14 protein-coding genes are annotated in these 17352 nt (G+C 68.7%); 4 read left to right on the plus strand and 10 right to left on the minus strand.

The features are described from left to right. Positions 1–198: 198 nt before the first annotated feature. From aroC to OG488_RS11855, 10 genes are all read right to left on the minus strand, one after another. Positions 199–1383 carry a chorismate synthase gene (gene aroC, locus OG488_RS11810; RefSeq protein WP_329228537.1) on the minus strand — a complete coding sequence of 395 codons (1185 nt, stop codon included), beginning with the start codon at positions 1381–1383 and terminating at the stop codon, positions 199–201. 52 nt (positions 1384–1435) lie between these two features. Beyond that, positions 1436–3562: a transketolase family protein gene (locus OG488_RS11815; RefSeq protein WP_329228539.1), complete on the minus strand. Its 2127-nt coding sequence runs from the start codon at positions 3560–3562 to the stop codon at positions 1436–1438. A gap of 278 nt (positions 3563–3840) precedes the next feature. After that, positions 3841–5466: a flavin-containing monooxygenase gene (locus tag OG488_RS11820; protein WP_329228541.1), complete on the minus strand. Its 1626-nt coding sequence runs from the start codon at positions 5464–5466 to the stop codon at positions 3841–3843. A 108-nt stretch (positions 5467–5574) separates the two neighbouring features. Further along, entirely contained in the window at positions 5575–6210 is a 636-nt protein-coding gene (gene phzG, locus OG488_RS11825) for a phenazine biosynthesis FMN-dependent oxidase PhzG (protein WP_329228542.1), read from the minus strand. A 51-nt stretch (positions 6211–6261) separates the two neighbouring features. Continuing rightward, positions 6262–7146 (minus strand): PhzF family phenazine biosynthesis protein, encoded by an 885-nt coding sequence (locus OG488_RS11830; protein WP_329228544.1) that lies wholly within the window; start codon positions 7144–7146, stop codon positions 6262–6264. A gap of 70 nt (positions 7147–7216) precedes the next feature. Further along, positions 7217–9145, minus strand: a complete 1929-nt coding sequence (locus tag OG488_RS11835; protein WP_329228545.1) for an anthranilate synthase family protein — start codon at positions 9143–9145, stop codon at positions 7217–7219. Then, positions 9142–9765: an isochorismatase family protein gene (locus OG488_RS11840; RefSeq protein ID WP_329228547.1), complete on the minus strand. Its 624-nt coding sequence runs from the start codon at positions 9763–9765 to the stop codon at positions 9142–9144. The genes OG488_RS11835 and OG488_RS11840 overlap by 4 nt, the downstream gene beginning before the upstream one ends. A 29-nt stretch (positions 9766–9794) precedes the next feature. After that, on the minus strand, positions 9795–10967 hold the full coding sequence (locus tag OG488_RS11845; protein WP_329228549.1) for a 3-deoxy-7-phosphoheptulonate synthase: 1173 nt from the start codon (positions 10965–10967) through the stop codon (positions 9795–9797). 154 nt (positions 10968–11121) lie between these two features. After that, on the minus strand, positions 11122–11610 hold the full coding sequence (locus OG488_RS11850; RefSeq protein ID WP_329228550.1) for a PhzA/PhzB family protein: 489 nt from the start codon (positions 11608–11610) through the stop codon (positions 11122–11124). A gap of 667 nt (positions 11611–12277) precedes the next feature. Next, a complete protein-coding gene (locus OG488_RS11855; protein WP_329228552.1) occupies positions 12278–13414 on the minus strand; it encodes a hypothetical protein in 1137 nt (378 codons plus the stop codon). A gap of 360 nt (positions 13415–13774) precedes the next feature. On the opposite strand from OG488_RS11855, the gene OG488_RS11860 reads away from it, so the two are divergent. The 4 genes from OG488_RS11860 (at position 13775) to OG488_RS11875 (ending at position 16966) form a co-directional block, all read left to right on the plus strand. Further along, the gene (locus OG488_RS11860) at positions 13775–14164 is read left to right on the plus strand and encodes an ArsR/SmtB family transcription factor (RefSeq protein WP_329228554.1); all 390 of its coding nucleotides are present in this window, start codon (positions 13775–13777) and stop codon (positions 14162–14164) included. Next, positions 14161–14817, plus strand: coding sequence for an SRPBCC family protein (locus OG488_RS11865; RefSeq protein ID WP_329228556.1), 657 nt, complete (start codon positions 14161–14163; stop codon positions 14815–14817). The genes OG488_RS11860 and OG488_RS11865 overlap by 4 nt, the downstream gene beginning before the upstream one ends. A gap of 344 nt (positions 14818–15161) precedes the next feature. Next, positions 15162–15488 carry a putative quinol monooxygenase gene (locus OG488_RS11870; RefSeq protein WP_329228558.1) on the plus strand — a complete coding sequence of 109 codons (327 nt, stop codon included), beginning with the start codon at positions 15162–15164 and terminating at the stop codon, positions 15486–15488. 257 nt (positions 15489–15745) lie between these two features. Continuing rightward, positions 15746–16966, plus strand: coding sequence for a flavin-dependent oxidoreductase (locus OG488_RS11875; RefSeq protein WP_329228560.1), 1221 nt, complete (start codon positions 15746–15748; stop codon positions 16964–16966). Positions 16967–17352: the final 386 nt, after the last annotated feature.

Raw genomic sequence — 17352 nt, forward strand, 5'->3', positions numbered from 1 at the left:
CATCGGGGCTGACGGGCGCCGACAAGGCGCCGTGGGGAGCCTTCGGCACGGCACTCGTCGGCGCTCACGCGACTCTCTCCCTCTTTGTCGACTGCCCACTTACGCATCACGAAACAGAACGAGCACGAAGAAGAAAGGTAACCGCGCGGCTCGGCCGGCCGGGACGGGCGGGGGCACGGCCGCCCCGTCCCGCCCGGCTCAGCGAATGTGCAGGCTGTCGAGGTAGGACCGGACGTTGCGACGGGTCTCCGTGACGGAGTCACCGCCGAACTTCTCCGCCACCGCGTCCGCCAGGACCAGCGCGACCATGGCCTCGGCGACGATCCCGGCGGCCGGCACCGCGCACACGTCGGAGCGCTGGTGGTGCGCCTTCGCCGCCTCGCCCGTGGCGACGTCGACGGTGGCCAGTGCGCGGGGTACGGTCGCGATCGGCTTCATCGCGGCCCGTACGCGCAGCAGTTCGCCCGTGGACACGCCGCCCTCCGTGCCGCCCGAGCGGCCGGACGCCCGCCGGATGCCCTCGTCGGTGGCGACGATCTCGTCATGGGCCCGGGAACCCGGAACGCGGGCCAGCTCGAAGCCGTCACCGACCTCCACGCCTTTGATCGCCTGGATGCCCATCAGCGCGGCGGCCAGCCGGGCGTCCAGACGCCGGTCCCAGTGGACGTGCGACCCGAGGCCCACCGGTACGCCGTACGCCAGCACCTCGACCACGCCACCGAGGGTCTCACCGTCCTTGCGAGCCTGGTCGATCTCCGCGACCATCCCCTTCGACGCGTCCGCGTCCAGGCAGCGCACCGGGTCCGCGTCCAGCCCTGCCACATCGGTGGGCCTGGGGTGCAGGCCGTGCGGGGCCCGCACCGACGCGAGTTCGACGACGTGCGAGAGGACGTCGATGCCGGCCGTCTCCTTCAGGTACGAGCGAGCCACCGCGCCGAGCGCGACGCGCGCCGCCGTCTCCCGGGCGCTGGCACGCTCCAGCACCGGCCGGGCCTCGTCGAACCCGTACTTCTGCATCCCCGCCAGGTCGGCGTGGCCCGGGCGCGGCCGGGTCAGCGGCGCGTTGCGCGCGGACTCGGCCGGCACCGCGGGGTCCACCGGGTCGGCCGACATGACCTGCTGCCACTTGGGCCACTCGGTGTTGCCCACCATCACAGCGATCGGCGAGCCCATGGTCAGCCCATGGCGTACGCCACCGAGCAGGGTCACCTCGTCACGCTCGAACTTCATCCGCGCACCGCGCCCATGACCCAGACGCCGCCTGGCGAGATGGTCCGCCACCATGCCGGTGGTGACGGGCACACCCGCGGGAAGGCCCTCAAGCGTGGCCACCAGGGCCGGTCCGTGCGACTCCCCCGCCGTCAGCCATCGCAACCTGCTCAACGTCCCGCCTCCCTGCTCGTCGTCACGGTCTTCACCACTTCCGTCGTCGGCATCACGGCGTCCGCCGAGCGCGCGCGACGCTGGACCGCACTGCCGCGGCGACCCGTTCGGCGGTCAGCCCGTGACGTCGGTAGAGGCGCTGGTACGGGGCCGCGCCGGCGAACTGTTCGAGGCCGATGGCCTTGCCCGCGTCGCCGACGATGGCCCACCAGCCCATGGCCGTACCCGCCTCGACCGAGACGCGCGCCCGCACGTCGGGGGGCAGGACGGAATCGCGGTAGTCGCGGCTCTGCTCCTTGAACCACTCCAGGCACGGCATGGACACGACGCGCGCCGCGTAGCCCTCGCGCTGCAGGATCCGGCGGGCGTCGAGCGCGAGGTGCACCTCGCTGCCGGTGGCGATGAGGAGGGCCTCGGGATCGGTGTGCTGGGCCTCGGCGAGGATGTAGCCGCCCCGTGCGACCCCGTCGGCCGAGGCGAGGCCGCTCTGTGGAGAGCGGTCGAGTACGGGAAGGGCCTGCCGGGAGAGGCAGAGCCCCGCCGGCCGGCCCGTCCCCTCGATGATCGAACGCCAGGCGGCCACGGTCTCGTTGGCGTCCGCGGGGCGTACGACGTCCAGGCCGGGGATGCCCCGCAGGGACCAGAGGTGTTCCACCGGCTGCTGGGTGGGGCCGTCCTCGCCCACGCCGATCGAGTCGTGGATCCACACGTAGATGACGGGCAGGCCCATCATGGCCGCGAGACGCACCGAGGGGCGCATGTGGTCGGACATCACGAGGAACGTCGCACCGTAGGGCCGGGTGCCGCCGTGCAGGGCGATACCGTTCAGGATCGCCCCCATCGCGTGCTCACGAACGCCGAAGTGCAGCGTGCCGCCGTCACGGTGGCCGGGGTCCTCCTCGGTGGCGCCCCCCTCCGGTACGAGGGCGGACCCTTCGCGCATCATCGCGTCGGTGGACCCCGCCAGGTCCGCGGAACCTCCCCACAGCTCGGGCAGTACCCGGCCGACGGCGGAGAGCACCTCGCCGGACGCCCTGCCGGTGGCCAGGTGCTGACCGGTCGCGAACTCGGGCAGACAGTCCTCCCAGCGGACGGGGAGGGCGCGGGTGCACAGCCTGTCGAACAGGACGGCCCGTGAAGGGAAGGCCGACCGCCAGTCCTGGTAGCGCTCGTCCCACTCCACGCGCTGCTCCCGGGAGCGCTCGACGAGCTGCTGCCGGGTGTGCGCGAGGACGTCCTCGGGCACGTGGAAGGAGCGCTCGGGATCCAGCCTCGTCGCCGACGTCGGCGCCGGTGCCTCCACGGCTCCGAGCGCGTCACCGTACACGCCGCCGGCGTTCCGGCCGGCCGGCGCCGGTCGGTCGGTGGTCGTGCTCAGGGCCACCAGGGAGGGCCGGTCCGCCGCACGCGCCTCGACGAGCGCGGAGTGAAGCGCGGGCAGTGCGTCCCCGTGGTGACCGGTCTGCGTCCAGTCCACTCGCTGGACGTCCCAGCCGTAGGAACGGAAGCGGGCCACGACGTCGTCGGTCCGGGCGCCGGCGCGGTCGCTGTCGTCGGAGTCGCGGTTGTCGTCCCACAGCACCACGAGGTTGCCCAGGTCATGGTCCCCGGCCAGGGAGCACGCCTCGTGGCTGAGCCCCTGGTCCAGATCACCATCGGATGCCAGCACCCAGATGGTGTGGTCGAACGGCGATTCGCCGGGCGCTGCCTCCGGGTGGAGGAGGCCGCGTTCGCGACGGGCCGCCATCGCCATGCCGACGGCGTTGCCGAGGCCCTGACCGACCGGCCCCGTCGTCGCCTCCACGCCCGGCGTGTGCCCGTGCTCCGGATAGGCGGGCGTGCGACTGCCCTCGGTGCCGAACGCCCTCAGGTCGTCGAGGGAGAGGGCGTATCCGGCCAGGTACAGCTGGATGTACAGCGTCAGGCCGGCCTGGCCGCCGGACAGGATGAAGCGGTCCCGCCCCAGCCAGCCGGGGTCACCCGGGTCGTGCCGGAGCAACCGCTGGAAGAGGACGTACAGAGCCGGTGCCAGCCTCACGGCGGTGCTCGCACGACCATGGCCCGCCGTGTCGACCGCATCCACCGCCAGGGCACGCGCGACGTCCACCGCTCGCCGGTCGATCGCCGGCCAGAGCAGTGCGGTCCTCCGCCAGGACTGCTGTTTCCCGTACTCGGTCATGCGCGGTTCGCGCCTCCTCGTCGTGGTGCGGTCGGGGGGCTGCAACTGCGGCCCGCGCCCTTGCCGGACGGGGACCCGGCTCATCCTGCGCCCTCCCCCTCCCCGGGGAACCGCCCACCTGCCGAACGTTCGTTCGGTACTGCATCGCGCGTACCGCCGTCGGCAGGAGGAGAAGGGTGCGCCCGTCCCGCAGGCGGGCGCCACGTACGGACCGTGCGGGCCCCGGCCGGAGACGACACTCCGCGCGGCCGGGGCCCGTCCGGGCTACGACGACACCATCAGGCCGGCACCGGCGCGGTGATGTCCTGGAGGACGAAGCCGTCGTAGTCGGCGTCGGCCACCTCGCGCAGCTTCTGGCGGTACGCCGAGAGCCCTCCGAAGTAGAACAGGACTCTCTTCTTCTTGCCGGGTATGTTGGCGCCGAAGATCCAGGAGTCGATCTTCGAGAAGAGCGTGTAGTCGGCGAGCTGCTGGCAGGTGACGGTCCAGGCGTCCTCGGCGCTCCTGGTCGCCTCGATGGTGGACCTGCCGCCTTCCTCCACCGTCTGGATCAGTTCCGTGATCCATTCGACATGGGTCTCGATCCCGGGCGGCAGGTTGCTGAAGGCGCTGTTCGGACCGAAGACCATGAAGAGGTTGGGGAATCCGGAGACGGCGACGCCCAGATAGCTCGTCGGCCCGTCCTCCCAGTGCTGCTGGAAGGTCTCGCCGGCGCGGCCGCGGATGTCGATCTGGTTGTAGCTTCCCTCCACCGCCTCGAACCCGGTCGCGAAGACCAGGACGTCGAGCTCGTGCTCGACGCCGTCCTCGGTGATCACACCGGTCGGCGTGATCTCCCTGATCGGGTTCTCCTTGACGCTGACCAAGGTGACGTTGTCACGGTTGAAGGCTTCGTAGTACCCCTCGTTGCAGATGGGGCGCTTGGCGTAGTAGTCGGTCGGCGAGAGCTTCCGTGCCGTCTCCGGGTCCTTCACGATCTCCTTGATCTTCGACCTGATGAACTCGGCGGCCGCGTGGTTCGCCGCCGGATCGACGGCGATGTCGGAGAAGGTGCCGAACATGAAGCGGAAGCCGTTGCCGAGGTCCCAGCTCTCCTGGAAGACGCGCCGGCGCTCCTCCTCGGAGACGCTCATCGCGGGGACTTCGCTCTCCTCGAAGCCGCATCCGACGCGGGAGTTCCGCACCTGGTCCCAGATCTCGTGGTACCTGGCCTTGATCCCGGCCACGTGCTCACCGTCGACCGGACCGTTGCCGGAGGGGACGACGTACTGCGGGGACCGCTGGAAGACCGTCAGATGCCGCGCCGTCTTCGACGCCTCGCAGACGAACTGGGTACCGGTCGAGCCGGTACCGATGACGCCGACCCGCCGGCCCTCCAGCGTCAGCCCCTCGGGCCACGCACCGGTGTGGACCAGGGGTCCCTCGAAACTGTCGCGTCCCTTGATGTCGGGGAGGTTGGTCTTCGACAGCGGCCCCAGCGCGGTGACGACATAGCGGGCGGTGAAGGTCTCGCCGTCACCGGTGGTCACGGTCCAGATGCCGCGGACCTCGTCGAAGACCGCCGACTCGACGCTGGTGTCGAGCTGGATGTCCTTGGCGAGATCGTGCTTCTCGACCACCGCTTCCAGGTAGGCCAGGATGTCGGCCTGAGGGGTGTAGCGGGTCTTCCACTGCCACTCCTGGAGTATCTCCTTGTCGAACGAGTACCGGTAGACGAACGTCTCCACGTCCGACATGGCACCCGGGTAGCGGTTCCAGAACCAGGTGCCGCCGACGCCGCCGGCCTTCTCGAAGGCCCGGGTCGTGAAGCCGAGTTCATCGCGGAGCTTGTGGAGCATGTAGATCCCGGCGAAACCCGCACCGACGACGATCGCGTCGAAATCAGTTTCTGTCTTCTCAGTCACGAGTCAACTCCATTGCGTACGTGCTTGCTTGTTCGCTTGCCTGCTTGTTCGCTTGCTTCTTGCTCGGTAGGGGCAGGGGTTGCGTCGGACCCGTCTCCGGGCGTGCCGTCAGGGCTGCAGCCTGGTGGTGCGCCAGCCCTCCGGGGTCCTGTCGTAGCGCAGGCGCCGGTGCAGCCGGTCTTCCGCGGCGGACCAGAATTCGACGGTGTCCGGCTCCAGGCGGTAGCCGGTGTACCGCGCGGGCCGTGGCAGAGGGGAGCCGCCCTCCGACAGCCGGTCCGCCTCCGCCTGGAGGAGAGCGATGTCGTCGAGGGGTTCGCTCTGCCAGGAGGCCGTCGACATGGAGTGCAGCGGCACCGGCCGGGAGTCCCACAGCCGGTCGGCCTCCGACTCCTCCAGGAGGACCACCGGGCCGGACACAGCCAGTTGCTGCCCGGTCTCCCGCCAGTACAGCAGCCCGGACGCCCAGCCGGTCTCGGCGATCTCCCGGCCCTTCTGGCTGGTGCTGTGACTGGTGAAGAGCAGGCCGCGGGCCGAGACGTCGATGACGGAGACCGTCCGGCTGGAAGGCCGGCCGTGCTTGTCCGCTGTGGCCAACGCCAGGGCCAGCGGCTCACGTACGCCCGACTCCACGGCCTCGGACACCCACCGCCCCAGCAGGTCCATCGGTTCCTCCGGTGGCACGGCGTACTCCGGGAACGCCCCGTCGACCACCCCGGTCAGGCTCTCGAACCTGCTGCTCACGCACGCCTCCAAGACTGTGCAGCTGATACGCGGACCGGCACTCGACGCCCCTCAGACATAGATCGTTCCGCGGGCGACGGTGACGCCGGACCCTCCGGCCCGCACCGAGGTGACGCGGTCGCCGGAGCTGTCCGCCCAGGCGCGCATCAGCGCGTGACGCCCCATCTCGACGCCCTGGTGGATGTCGATCCACTGGCCGAACCCGATGCGCCCGTGCCGGGCGAGGTGGATGGCGAGCGGACCCGCCGCCGAGCCCGTCGCCGCGTCCTCGGTCACTCCGTACGCGGGCGAGAACATGCGGCTCCGCCACGTGGTGCCGGAACCGGCGAAGCAGTTGACCGCCATGTCCGGGAAGGCGGCGAGGGCGCGGTGGTCCGGGTCGAGGCCCGACAGGGCCTCCACGCTCTCCATTCCCACGAAGACGTGCCGCGGGCCGATGGTGTAGATCTCCACGGGAAGCTCGGAGCTCTTGATCCCGAGCGCGGCGAACAGCTCATCGGTGCGGTCGAACTCGACCCACGTCGGCACCGGCTGCCCCATCAGGGCGGCGGTCACCCTCCCCTCGACGCGTTCGAGCTCGAAGGTGATGGTTCCCATCGCCGTCTCCAGGCGGAGACGGTCCCCCTCGAAGGACTCTCCCAGCGCGATGGCCGTTCCGAGGAGCGGGTGGCCCGCGAAGGGAAGCTCGTTGACCGGGGTGAAGATACGGATGTGCGCGTCACCGCCCTGCTTCGGCGGCAGGACGAACGTGACCTCCGAGAGGTTCATCTCCTGGGCGATGCTCTGCATGCGGCCGGCGGGGATGTCCTCCGCGTCGAAGAAGACGGCTACCGGATTTCCCCGCAGCGGCGTGTCGGTGAAGGCGTCGATGACCACATAGGGGTGCGTGGACTTCGCCACGGTCTCGTCGTGCGTCGTCGGCCGGCTGGTCGTCACCGTCACCGTCCTCCTGTCGTGGCCTGAGCCGTCGTCGCTGTCCGCACCGCTGTCCCGGCCTGATGGTTCGTCATGCGCCCAGTGCCCTTTCGATGAGCGAGCCGAGGATGCGGGGGCCGTTCTGTGTGAGCACCGACTCGGCGTGGAACTGGATGGACGAGAAACCAGGGCCGCGCAGGCCGTGGACCTCACCCGTCGCCGCGTCGCGACAGACCTCCACCGCCCCGACCCCCTCGACCTCGGCCCTGTCCTTGTCCGACCGGGCCGCGAAGGTGTTGTAGAAGCCGACCCGCTGGCGGTCGCCGAAGAGGTCGATCTCCTTCTGCACACCCTGGTTGGGCACGTCACGGCGCTGGATCTCGAACCCGAGTCGCGTGCTGAGGACCTGATGGCTCAGGCAGACGGCCAGGAACGGACGGCGCTCCGCCAGCAGGGTCTCCGCCGCCGACCGCAGATGCGCGATCTTGTGGTGCCCCGCATCACGGGGATCGCCGGGCCCCGGTCCCAGCACGACGAAGTCGTACCCGTCGAACGAGGGGATCTCGTCGTAGCAGCGCACCGTCACCGACATGTCCATACTGCGCAACTGGTGGTCGAGCATCGAGGTGAAGGTGTCCTCGGCATCGACGATCAGGGTCCTCGACCCCGCCAGCCGCGGTGATGCCGGCGCCCGTTCGGCACCCGTGTCCAGCCAGAAGCCCGCCATGTTGGTGTTGCGCTGCGTCAGCGCGCCGCGCACGTCGGGGTGTGCCCCCAGCAGGGACGGGCCGTCGGTCTTCAGCGCCGCGAGCAGCCCGGCCGCCTTGGCATGGGTCTCCGCGACCTCCGACAGCGGATCGGAGTGGCGCACCACCGTCGCGCCGACCCCGATACGCGCCCTGCCACCGCTGTCGATGTCGGCCGTGCGGATGAGTATGGACGAGTCGAGGGTCCTGCCACCGGACCCGTCGCGGCCGATGAGGGCCACGACGCCGCTGTAGTACCCACGGCCCTGCGGCTCGTTCCGGCTGATGACCCGGCAGGCGCTCTCCAGCGGACTGCCGGTGACGGTGGGGGCGAACATCGTCTGGTGGAGGATGTCGCGCACGTCACGGCCGCACGTGCCCTCGATGAAGTACTCGGTGTGCGCGAGCCGCGCCATCTCCCTGAGCTGAGGCCCCACCACCCGCACACCGGGCTCGCAGATGCGCGCCATCATCTTGAGCTCTTCGTCCAGGACCATGTAGAGCTCGTCCGACTCCTTGCGGTCGGCGAGGAAGTCCATGACCTCCGGCAGCGTGGGCCCGGAGGGCGGGTACCGGTAGGTGCCGCTGATCGGGTTCATCGTGGCGACACCGTCGTACAGGGTGATGTGCCGTTCCGGTGTCGCGCCCACGAATGTCCGCGACCCCGTGTGGACGATGAAGGTCCAGTAGGCACCCGACTCGAGTTCGAGCAGCCGGCGGAAGAAGGCGAGGGCGCTGTGCGTCGTGTAGTCGCCGATCTCCGCGACGAACGACCGCTTGATGACGAAGTTCGCGCCCTCGCCCTCACCGATCGCTTCCTTGATCACTCTCCGGACGGTGTCGGCGTAGTCCTCGTCGGAGACGTCGAAGTGCACGTCGGACACGGCCGTGGCCAGGTTGGGGATACGGCTGAGCGCCTCGGCGAACGGCAGCGTCCCCTGCTCGGTGACCGTCATCGTGATCAGCGGGGCACCGTCGTCGACGTAGTCGTAGCCGCGTTCACGGATCTGCCGGTACGGGATGATCGCCAGCACGTCATGGCGTACGCCGCCCGTGGCCCCCGGCTCCCCGGCGGGGGAACCCTGGTCTGCGAGCGGGATGTCCGCCAGCTCGGCCACGTGGGCGACCTCTCCCACCAGGACGTCCAGCAGCCCGGGACCGTTGGCCTCGGGGCGGTGGAGCAGCGCGAAGGCGGGCGGCTGGGAACCGAGGATCGTGTCGAGCAGATCGCCCGCGCCGGCGTCCGGTCGCGCGGTGGTGGCCGGCGCTCTCACGAGAAGACCTCCTTCGCGGTGACGACGACCGCACAGCGCTCAGCCGCGTACTCGAGAGCCTTGCGGTGGTAGTCGGCGTCGAAGTCGGCGACGCCGTCACCGACCAGGAAGGTCTGGATATCGTTGGTGAAGGCGTCGACCGCGGTCATCAGCACCCCGACGTGCGCGTAGACCCCACACACGATCAGCTGGTCGCGTCCGCTCTCCCGCATGCTCTCCAGCAGGCCGGAGCGGAAGAACGCGCTGTACCGCAGCTTGTTGAACGTCCAGTCCTCGGGTGCCGGGGCCAGTTCGTCGACCACCTGCCGGTCGGTGGGCGTCTTACGCATGCCCGGTCCCCAGAAGTCCTTGAGGAGGCCGCGTTCCTCGTCGCTCATGTCCCCGGGCTGGGCGGTGTAGCCCACCGGGACGCCGAGCGCGGCGCTGCGGCCGCGCAGCAGAGCGACGTTCTGGACGAGCTCGTCCCGTAAGGAGTCGGGGAAGGGCTTGAGGAAGTAGCGCTGCATGTCATGGATGAGGAGGACGGCGCGAGCCGGGTCCGGTTCCCACTGGGCCGTGTTCCGGGGCAGTTCGCCCGCCGTGGGGAGCGCATAGGGCTGGATAGGAGGTATGCCGGGCATGATGGTCCCTTCGGATCGGATCGTCCGCCTCATTCGCCCCATGCCGAGATCACTGAGGCCGCCTGCCAGACGGTGAGCCGCGGATCGCAGAAGCTCGTGTAGCGGTCCCCCACTCCGCTGAAGTCGCCGTCGACGGTGACGCACTCGGTGACGTCGTCAGGGGTGGTCTCCAGATGCAGACCGCCGGCCACACCGCCCGCGGCCTCCACCGCGCCCACGAAGCCACGGACCTCCCGCTTGAGCGTCTCGACCACGCGGGTCTTGTGCCCGTCCGGGGTGACCACCGTGTTGCCGTGCATGGGGTCGCACAGCCAGATGACCGGATGCCCCGCGGCGCGGACCGTCTCGACGAGCGGCGGGAGCTTGTCGGCGACCACGTCCGCGCCCATCCGGGCGATCAGCGTCAGCCGGCCGGGTTCGCGCAGGGGATCGAGGTGCTCGCAGAGGGCGAGGAGATCGTCCTTGGACATCCCCGGGCCCACCTTGCAGGCCACCGGGTTGGCCACCTCGGCGAGCAGGGCGACGTGCGAGCCGTCCACCTGCCGGGTGCGTTCGCCGATCCAGGGCCAGTGGGTGGAGCCGAGGAACAGCACTCCCGCCGCGTCCCTGCGCAGCATGGGTATCTCGTAGTCGAGGAGCAGCGCCTCGTGACTGGTCCACACGGGCGCGTCGCTCGGAGGGCGGCCGGAGGAACCGCGCCAGCCGAGGTGCTCCATGATGTCGCTCGCCGCCATGAACCCCGTGAGGATGCGCAGCGAGTCCGGCCGCCGGCTCTCGGGCGTCGGCTCCGGGCCGTTCACCATGTGGCCCCGGAATACGGGAAGGGTCAGATCGTCGACCTGTTCCGTCGGGCTGGAACGCGGCTTGGCGAACTGGCCGGCGATACGTCCCACTCGGAGCACCGGCTTGTGCGTCGCCATTTTGAGAGTGCCGGCCATCACGTCCAGCGCGGCGGCCTTACGGCTGACGTGTTCCGGTGTGCATTCCTCCGGGCTCTCGGCGCAGTCCCCGGTCTGCACGACCAAGGACTTTCCTCCCGCCACCTCGGCGAGGAGGGAGCGCAGAGTGCGTACATCTCCGGCCCTGACCAGTGAGGGCCGAGATCCTAATGCCTCGCCCACGCGCTCGACCTGCGAGATGTCGCTCCACTCAGGCTGCTGCAACGCGACGCTCGTCCTGATATCAGGCATGACGTTGTCCACGATTCTCCATCGATTGAAGGCGCCGTGTAGCCGGCGTCGGCATTACGCGACCGAGCGACTTCGAGCAGGCGTCACCCGACCAGGGTCTTTCGTCTGGATCAGGCTGGATCAGGGGCCGGGGCACACGAGCCCGGCCTGATCCGAACGAGAGGCCCTAGGTAGGGATCCCCTCGCGCTTGATCTCGGGGACAGGAATTCCCAGGGCGCGCAGCTGCTCGAAGGGATTCATGAACTCGCGCTGCTGCTTGATCTTTCCGTTCTCGAACTGGAACGAGTGCAGGAAGTGATTTTCGTAGCGGCCGTCGGGGTACCCCTGGAAGCGGATCGCTCCCGCACCGTCGCACTCGACCCAGAAGAAGTCAGGGTCCTGGGTCTCGAAGATCTGGATGTTGAACCACACCCAGTCGGGGAAGCACTTCAGTGACCAGACCGCGTGCTCACCGAGGCGATCACGGCCACGAATGACGATCGGCTGACCTGTGTCGTTTGTCCACAGGCCACCGACGCCGTCCTCGGTGAAGAGCAGGTGCCGCTCAAGGCGGTCCTGCCCCCTCGTGTTCATGTACTTCTCGACCGTCGCACGGTTGTTCTTCCTGTTCTCGACTTCCTCATCACGTACCGGGAAGCGCGTGCTGTCCGACATGACTGACCTCCGAGGACTTATCGTTTTGATGCATGGAATTCACCGCACAAGGGAACAGAAAGGACGTTCACGGACCGCTCGAATTACACGGTCAGACGTGCAGGGGTGCAACGATGCCGGCCCTTGGGCCCATTCAGAACGTGCCGCGCATACCCAAGTCATACCGCATGATGAATGCCGTCGGGTCATGCCTGGCAATTACACGATTTTCACGTACCGGAGGAGCTTCATCACGGCCGTAACGACATCCACGCCATTCCGCAGGAGCAGCACAGCACACCAGGCGCGGCCGGGTGTCACTGACACAAGGAGAGGATGGTGCGGGCGCAGGGAAATACACGTGGGAGATGAGCTGATCCGCGCATTCTCAACACATCGCGGCACGACCCTGGATCGAGCCACCGCTAAAGAAAGCACCCTCGCACTTCTTGAGCGCGTACACTTTCCCCCCTGGATGCAGGAAACCCCCGTAATGCACTTACCAATAAGTCATACTCTCAACCCGCGCACGGGGGTGTCAAGATAACCTCGCTCGCACCTGAACACGGTGAACGCGCACGAGTTGCATAAAATCAACATGGCGACTGCGGCTCCGCAGAGTTGCGGAGCAGGTGGTTCCGGAAATGGAAGACTTTCTTCAGGGCGAAGCCTTTTGGCAGTCAGGGATTCACGTGTATTTCTCGGACTCCTGCTGCCCCATCTTCGCCAGGTTCCTCCAGTCCTCGCAGCGCTTGAGTACGACCGCGCGGACGAGTGGGACACAGTGGGAGGGGATCGCCTCGGCGATCTCCTCCCACTGCGGCTGGGCCATCTCCGTGGCCAGGAGCATGCGCAGAAGCCACCGCCCGGACTCCGTCGCCCGCAGGGACGGATCCCGGGCGAGTTTGCGCACGGCGGTCACCGGGTCGAACCCGGCGATCCGCGCGTCGGGCCGCACCGGCTCGGCCTGGGGACGGTCGGCCTCGACCTGGGGCGCGCCGGCGTCGGGCCGCGCTCCCTCGGCCTGGGGACGGTCGGCCTCGGCCGGGGGCACGGCGGCATCGACCCGTCCCCGGGGCGCCGCGGTCACGGCCGGCGGGACAGCACGCACAACCGGCTGCCGACGGTCACCGCGCAGCCGCTCGGGGATCGGGTCCTCGCCCCGGCTGAGGCGCTCACGGACATCGCGGACGGTCCCGACCGAGAGGCCGGCCCTCCTCGACAGTTCGCGCAAAGAGATCTCCGGGTGGGCGGCCAGCAGGGCCGCCGCGCTGCGACGGCCCTCGATCGTGCTGATGGGCCTGGCCCTGCCGTCACCCCCGACGCGGACGCCCTGGCCCGGGGCCTCGCCGGTCCGCCTGACCTTGCCGACGGTCTTCGCGCTCAACCCCGTACGCTGCGCGATGACACGATCCGACCAGTGCGGATGGGAACCGACGATGCGGCGGGCGGCGGCCTTGCGCTCGTCCAGCGTCAGCGGCAGACCGTGCCTGACGTTCAGCTGGACCGAGAGGACGAACGCTTCCGCCTCACTGCCGTCGAAGAACTGGACCACCACCTCGGTCCGTCCCCTCATCAGCGCGGCGCTTAATCGGTGTGCGCCATCGATGACCCGCATGGTGGGACGATGCACGAGGATCGGGTCGGACCTGCCGTCGGTCTCCGCGAGGAGGCGAACGTGCGCCGGGTCCTCACGTCTCTCACGGGGCGCCAGGGAGGGCATCAACTGCGCAGCGGGGACGATCTCCCGGGGCAGCTCACGGAGCAGATCGGGTGCCTCCAGGAAAGTGTTCTTGTCAGCATCGACTGCGGCATGAAGTGCCACGGCGGCATCCCCCTAGGTGAGTCCCTCTGAACCGCACAGGTCTCTACTTGGCACAATCGTAATCGTTCATCTGTTCCAACTCGGGTGATATCGCGTGCCGCCTTGACCCAACTGACGCTACGAGCACGGCAGTTCACACGGACACCGCTCTCCCCCGAGCGTCAACGCTAGTCAACCACCGCGATGGTCACAATCCCTCATCGGGGAGCACAGATGACCGCCCGCCCTCAAGCCGGACACTCGTGTCGACTTGAGGACGAACGGGCGATTTCCCTGACACACCCTCACGATCCGTCCCGGCGCCACGTTTGGCGAGTTTCAACCCTCCCTTAGATAAGCCCAGAGCTATACCGTGCATATGTGCATGCATTCGATGTCCTGGCTGACCCCGTCCGGCGGCGGATCCTTGAGCTGATCGCCGACGGGGAACGCACGGCCGGCGCCGTCGGCCTGGTCATCCAGAACGAGTTCGGCATCTCTCAACCCGCGGTCTCCCACCACCTCCGCGTACTCCGCGAGGCCGGGTTCGCGACGGTGAGCACGGAAGGGACCCGCCGCCTGTACGCGGTCGCCTCCGCTCCCCTCGAGGAGATCGACGCCTGGCTGGGGCACTTCCGCCGCTTCTGGAACCAGCGCCTGGACGCACTGGGTACCGAGCTCGCCCGGGGCAAGCGTGAGGAGCGCCTCAACGGCGCCTCGGCTCCCTCGGGCGGCAGCCGGCCGGACACACAGAAAGGGAAAGCGACTTGAGGGATGTCCTCGACCAGATCGACGCCGCCCACCGCGAGATCAGCGCGTACCCCGTCACCGCAGGCGAGGGTCGTTCCCTGCTGCTCCGCCGCACCTATGACGCCTCGGCCGACGATGTCTGGAACGCGTGCACGGACCCGGCCCGGATCAGCCGCTGGCTGGCACCGGTCAGTGGTGACCTCCGCATCGGTGGCGCGTTCCGGATCGAGGGCCGTGCCACCGGCGAGATCCTGCGCTGCGACAAGCCTCGTCTGCTCAAGGTCACGTGGGAGTACGGGCAGGAATCGGTGACCGAGGTCGAGGTCCGCCTCTCGAAGGACGCGAGAGGCGGCACCCTCTTCGAGCTGCGGCACGCCTCGCCCGCCGAGATCGTCGATGAGCTCGTGCGCACACAGGGGCCGGCCGGGGCCATCATGAACGGGGCGTCCTGGGATCTCGTACTGCTCGGCCTCGACGGATTCCTGCGCGGCGAGGACCTCGACACCGCGAAGCGGAAGGACGCACTGCAGATGAGGGAGTTCACCATCCGCAGTTACCGCGCATGGGGAGCCGCCAGCCAAGCCGCGTGGGAAATCAGCACGGACAGAATCGCCACAGTCATCGAGGGCCTCCAGCACGTCGCACCGGACCCGTGGCGAGGCGGCGAACGCTGACGGCGGCGACAGCACCCTGTCCGGCCGCGGCCGGACAGGCGCCACATCCCCCGGGGTGAAGGGCCTCCCGGGTGACGCCTCCGGTGTGCAACTGCGCGTTTTCCTCGGTTGCACACCCACACGGCCTGCAGGGAGATCGTTTCACGCCCGGTATTCGCCTCCTTGCGGACACGCCCATTTCTCCACCGACGGCTCTCGAATACATCACGTCGGCCCTGTGCCCATGTACCGGCCGCATTGACAGTTTCGCACGTGCTGCTGTCTCTCTCAACGCCTGCGGAGACGCACTGTGTTGAACAACCTCATTACTTGTTTCCTGGTTGCCGGCTGATACCGTGGAACTCATGAGTGAGACCGTGATCCGCGTAGGCGACGAAGTAGTGACCCTGATCAACGTCTTCGATGTCGAAGCATCGAAGCAGCAGGAATTGATCGGCCTCCTGAATGAAGGCACCGAGAAGGTGATGCAGAATCGACCGGGCTTCATCTCGGTAAACCTGCTCGCCAGCGTCGACGGGACGCGCGTGGTGAACTACGCCCAGTGGCGCAGCCAGGACGACATCAAGGCGACCATGGCGGACCCTGAGGCACAGGCATACGCAAAGAAGACGGCCGGGCTGGCGAAGGCCGCACCGCTCGTGTATTCGGTGGTTTCCGTCCACCACGCCTGACCTCTGACGTCTCGCCGGCACTGCGTTCAAGAACGTATGAGGATTCCGGGACAACATGGATGCGCCCCGCTGATCCGGATCAGCGGGGCGCATGCGTGTGACCGCTCGTCCCTCACCGGCGTCGAACGGTCCGGGCACTCCGGGACGTTCCTTCCCGCACGGTTCGCAGCCCAGCCCTGGTGACCTCACCGTCCGGCGGAGGACACCCCCCGACGAGGAACTCCGACACCCGACGCACAGGGAGCAGAGCACCTACCATGACGAGCGCCAAGACCGCAGACATAGTGATTGCCGGCGCGGGGATCGGGGGGCTGACCACGGCTCTGGCCCTGCACGCCAACGGGATCGACGCCACCGTGCTGGAGGCCGCCCCCGAGATCCGCCCCCTCGGGGTCGGGATCAACATCCAGCCCGCGGCCATCGCCGTGCTGACCGCCACGCTCGGGCTGGGCGACGAGCTGGCCGCCACCGCGATCCCCACCCGCGAGCACCTCTACGTCGACCACACCGGCGCCAAGCTCTGGCACGAACCGCGGGGTCTGGCAGCGGGACACCCGTACCCGCAGTACTCGATCCACCGCGGAGAACTGCAGATGCTGCTGCTCGCAGCCGTCCGCGACCGGCTCGGCGCCGACGCCGTCCGCACGGGAGCCCGCCTGCAGAGCTTCGAGCACACCGGCAGCGGCATCCGCGCTCACACCCACGACGAGGCCACCGGCACCACCGTCACCTTCGAGGCGGACGCACTGATCGGCGCCGACGGCCTGAACTCGGTGGTCCGCGGCCAACTCCACCCCGGCCGGACCCCGTTGTCTGCGGGCGGGATGCGCATGTGGCGCGGCCTGGTGGAACTGGACGGCTTCCTGGACGGCCGCACCATGATCGTGGCCTCGGACGACGATGCCACCCGGATGGTCGCCTACCCCATGTCGGCGCGCCACGCGGCGCGGGGCAAGGCCCTGCTCAACTGGGTCTGCCTGGTGCCCGGCTCCTTCGCGGACGCGTCAGGTGATGTCAGCCTGAACCACCCGGGGCACGCCGAGGACGTACTCCCCCACCTGGCCCACTGGAACTTCGACTGGCTCGACATCCGGGACATGCTCGCCCGCAGCAGCCAGATCCTGCGCTACCCCATGGTCGACCGCGATCCGCTGGCCCGTTGGGGGGATCGCCAGGTCACCCTGCTCGGTGACGCGGCCCACCCGATGTACCCGATCGGCGCCAACGGGGCGTCGCAGGCCATCCTCGACGCCGCCGCTCTCGCCACCGAACTGGCCGGCCACGGAGATGTGGCGACCGCGCTGGACCGCTACGAAGGCGTCCGGCGGCCCGCCACCACCAAGATCGTCCAGGCCAACCGGAAGATGGACCGCGCCGAACGGGCCATGGCCACCCGCCCCGACCAGGACAAGGCCGCCACCATCGCAGCGGTCACCAGCAGCTACCGCGCCGCCGTCGAACTCCCGGCCCGCGGCTGAAGTTGAACACCCGGCCCACGGTTGAAAACGCATCACCGCCCACGCAGAATGAACCCGGGAGTGATCCCGTACGACCGCATGCATTCTGTGGGCACCCGACGATCGTTGAATCGTCGAAGGTTTGATCTCGTCATCAATGCGTTGGCAGAAACCCTTTCCTTCAACGGCGATTTCTCGTCGACTTTCGAGGACGACTCGGTGGGTGATGGGTCACAAACACCCCCGCCGGTGAATGCCGTTGAAGGCTAGGGGCATAATGTTGGGCGTGGCAACGAAAACGGGATTAGAAGCTGGGCTGACACCCCCGGAAGTCAACCGGGGGCACTCCGGTCACTATGGGAGCAGTTCCCCGGATGAGCTCCGAGCCGCTGTTCTTCACCTCCCTC

Origin of the sequence: Streptomyces sp. NBC_01460 (assembly GCF_036227405.1) — a bacterium.
In the GTDB taxonomy this organism is placed as follows: Bacteria; Actinomycetota; Actinomycetes; order Streptomycetales; family Streptomycetaceae; genus Streptomyces.

Bases quoted from the DNA above. Each gene is read 5' to 3' on its own strand.
- OG488_RS11815 (WP_329228539.1), bottom strand. From the start codon at position 3,562: ATGACCGAGTACGGGAAACAGCAGTCCTGGCGGAGGACCGCACTGCTC.
- OG488_RS11840 (WP_329228547.1), bottom strand. From the start codon at position 9,765: ATGCCCGGCATACCTCCTATCCAGCCCTATGCGCTCCCCACGGCGGGC.
- OG488_RS11850 (WP_329228550.1), bottom strand. From the start codon at position 11,610: ATGTCGGACAGCACGCGCTTCCCGGTACGTGATGAGGAAGTCGAGAAC.
- OG488_RS11870 (WP_329228558.1), top strand. From the start codon at position 15,162: ATGAGTGAGACCGTGATCCGCGTAGGCGACGAAGTAGTGACCCTGATC.
- OG488_RS11875 (WP_329228560.1), top strand. From the start codon at position 15,746: ATGACGAGCGCCAAGACCGCAGACATAGTGATTGCCGGCGCGGGGATC.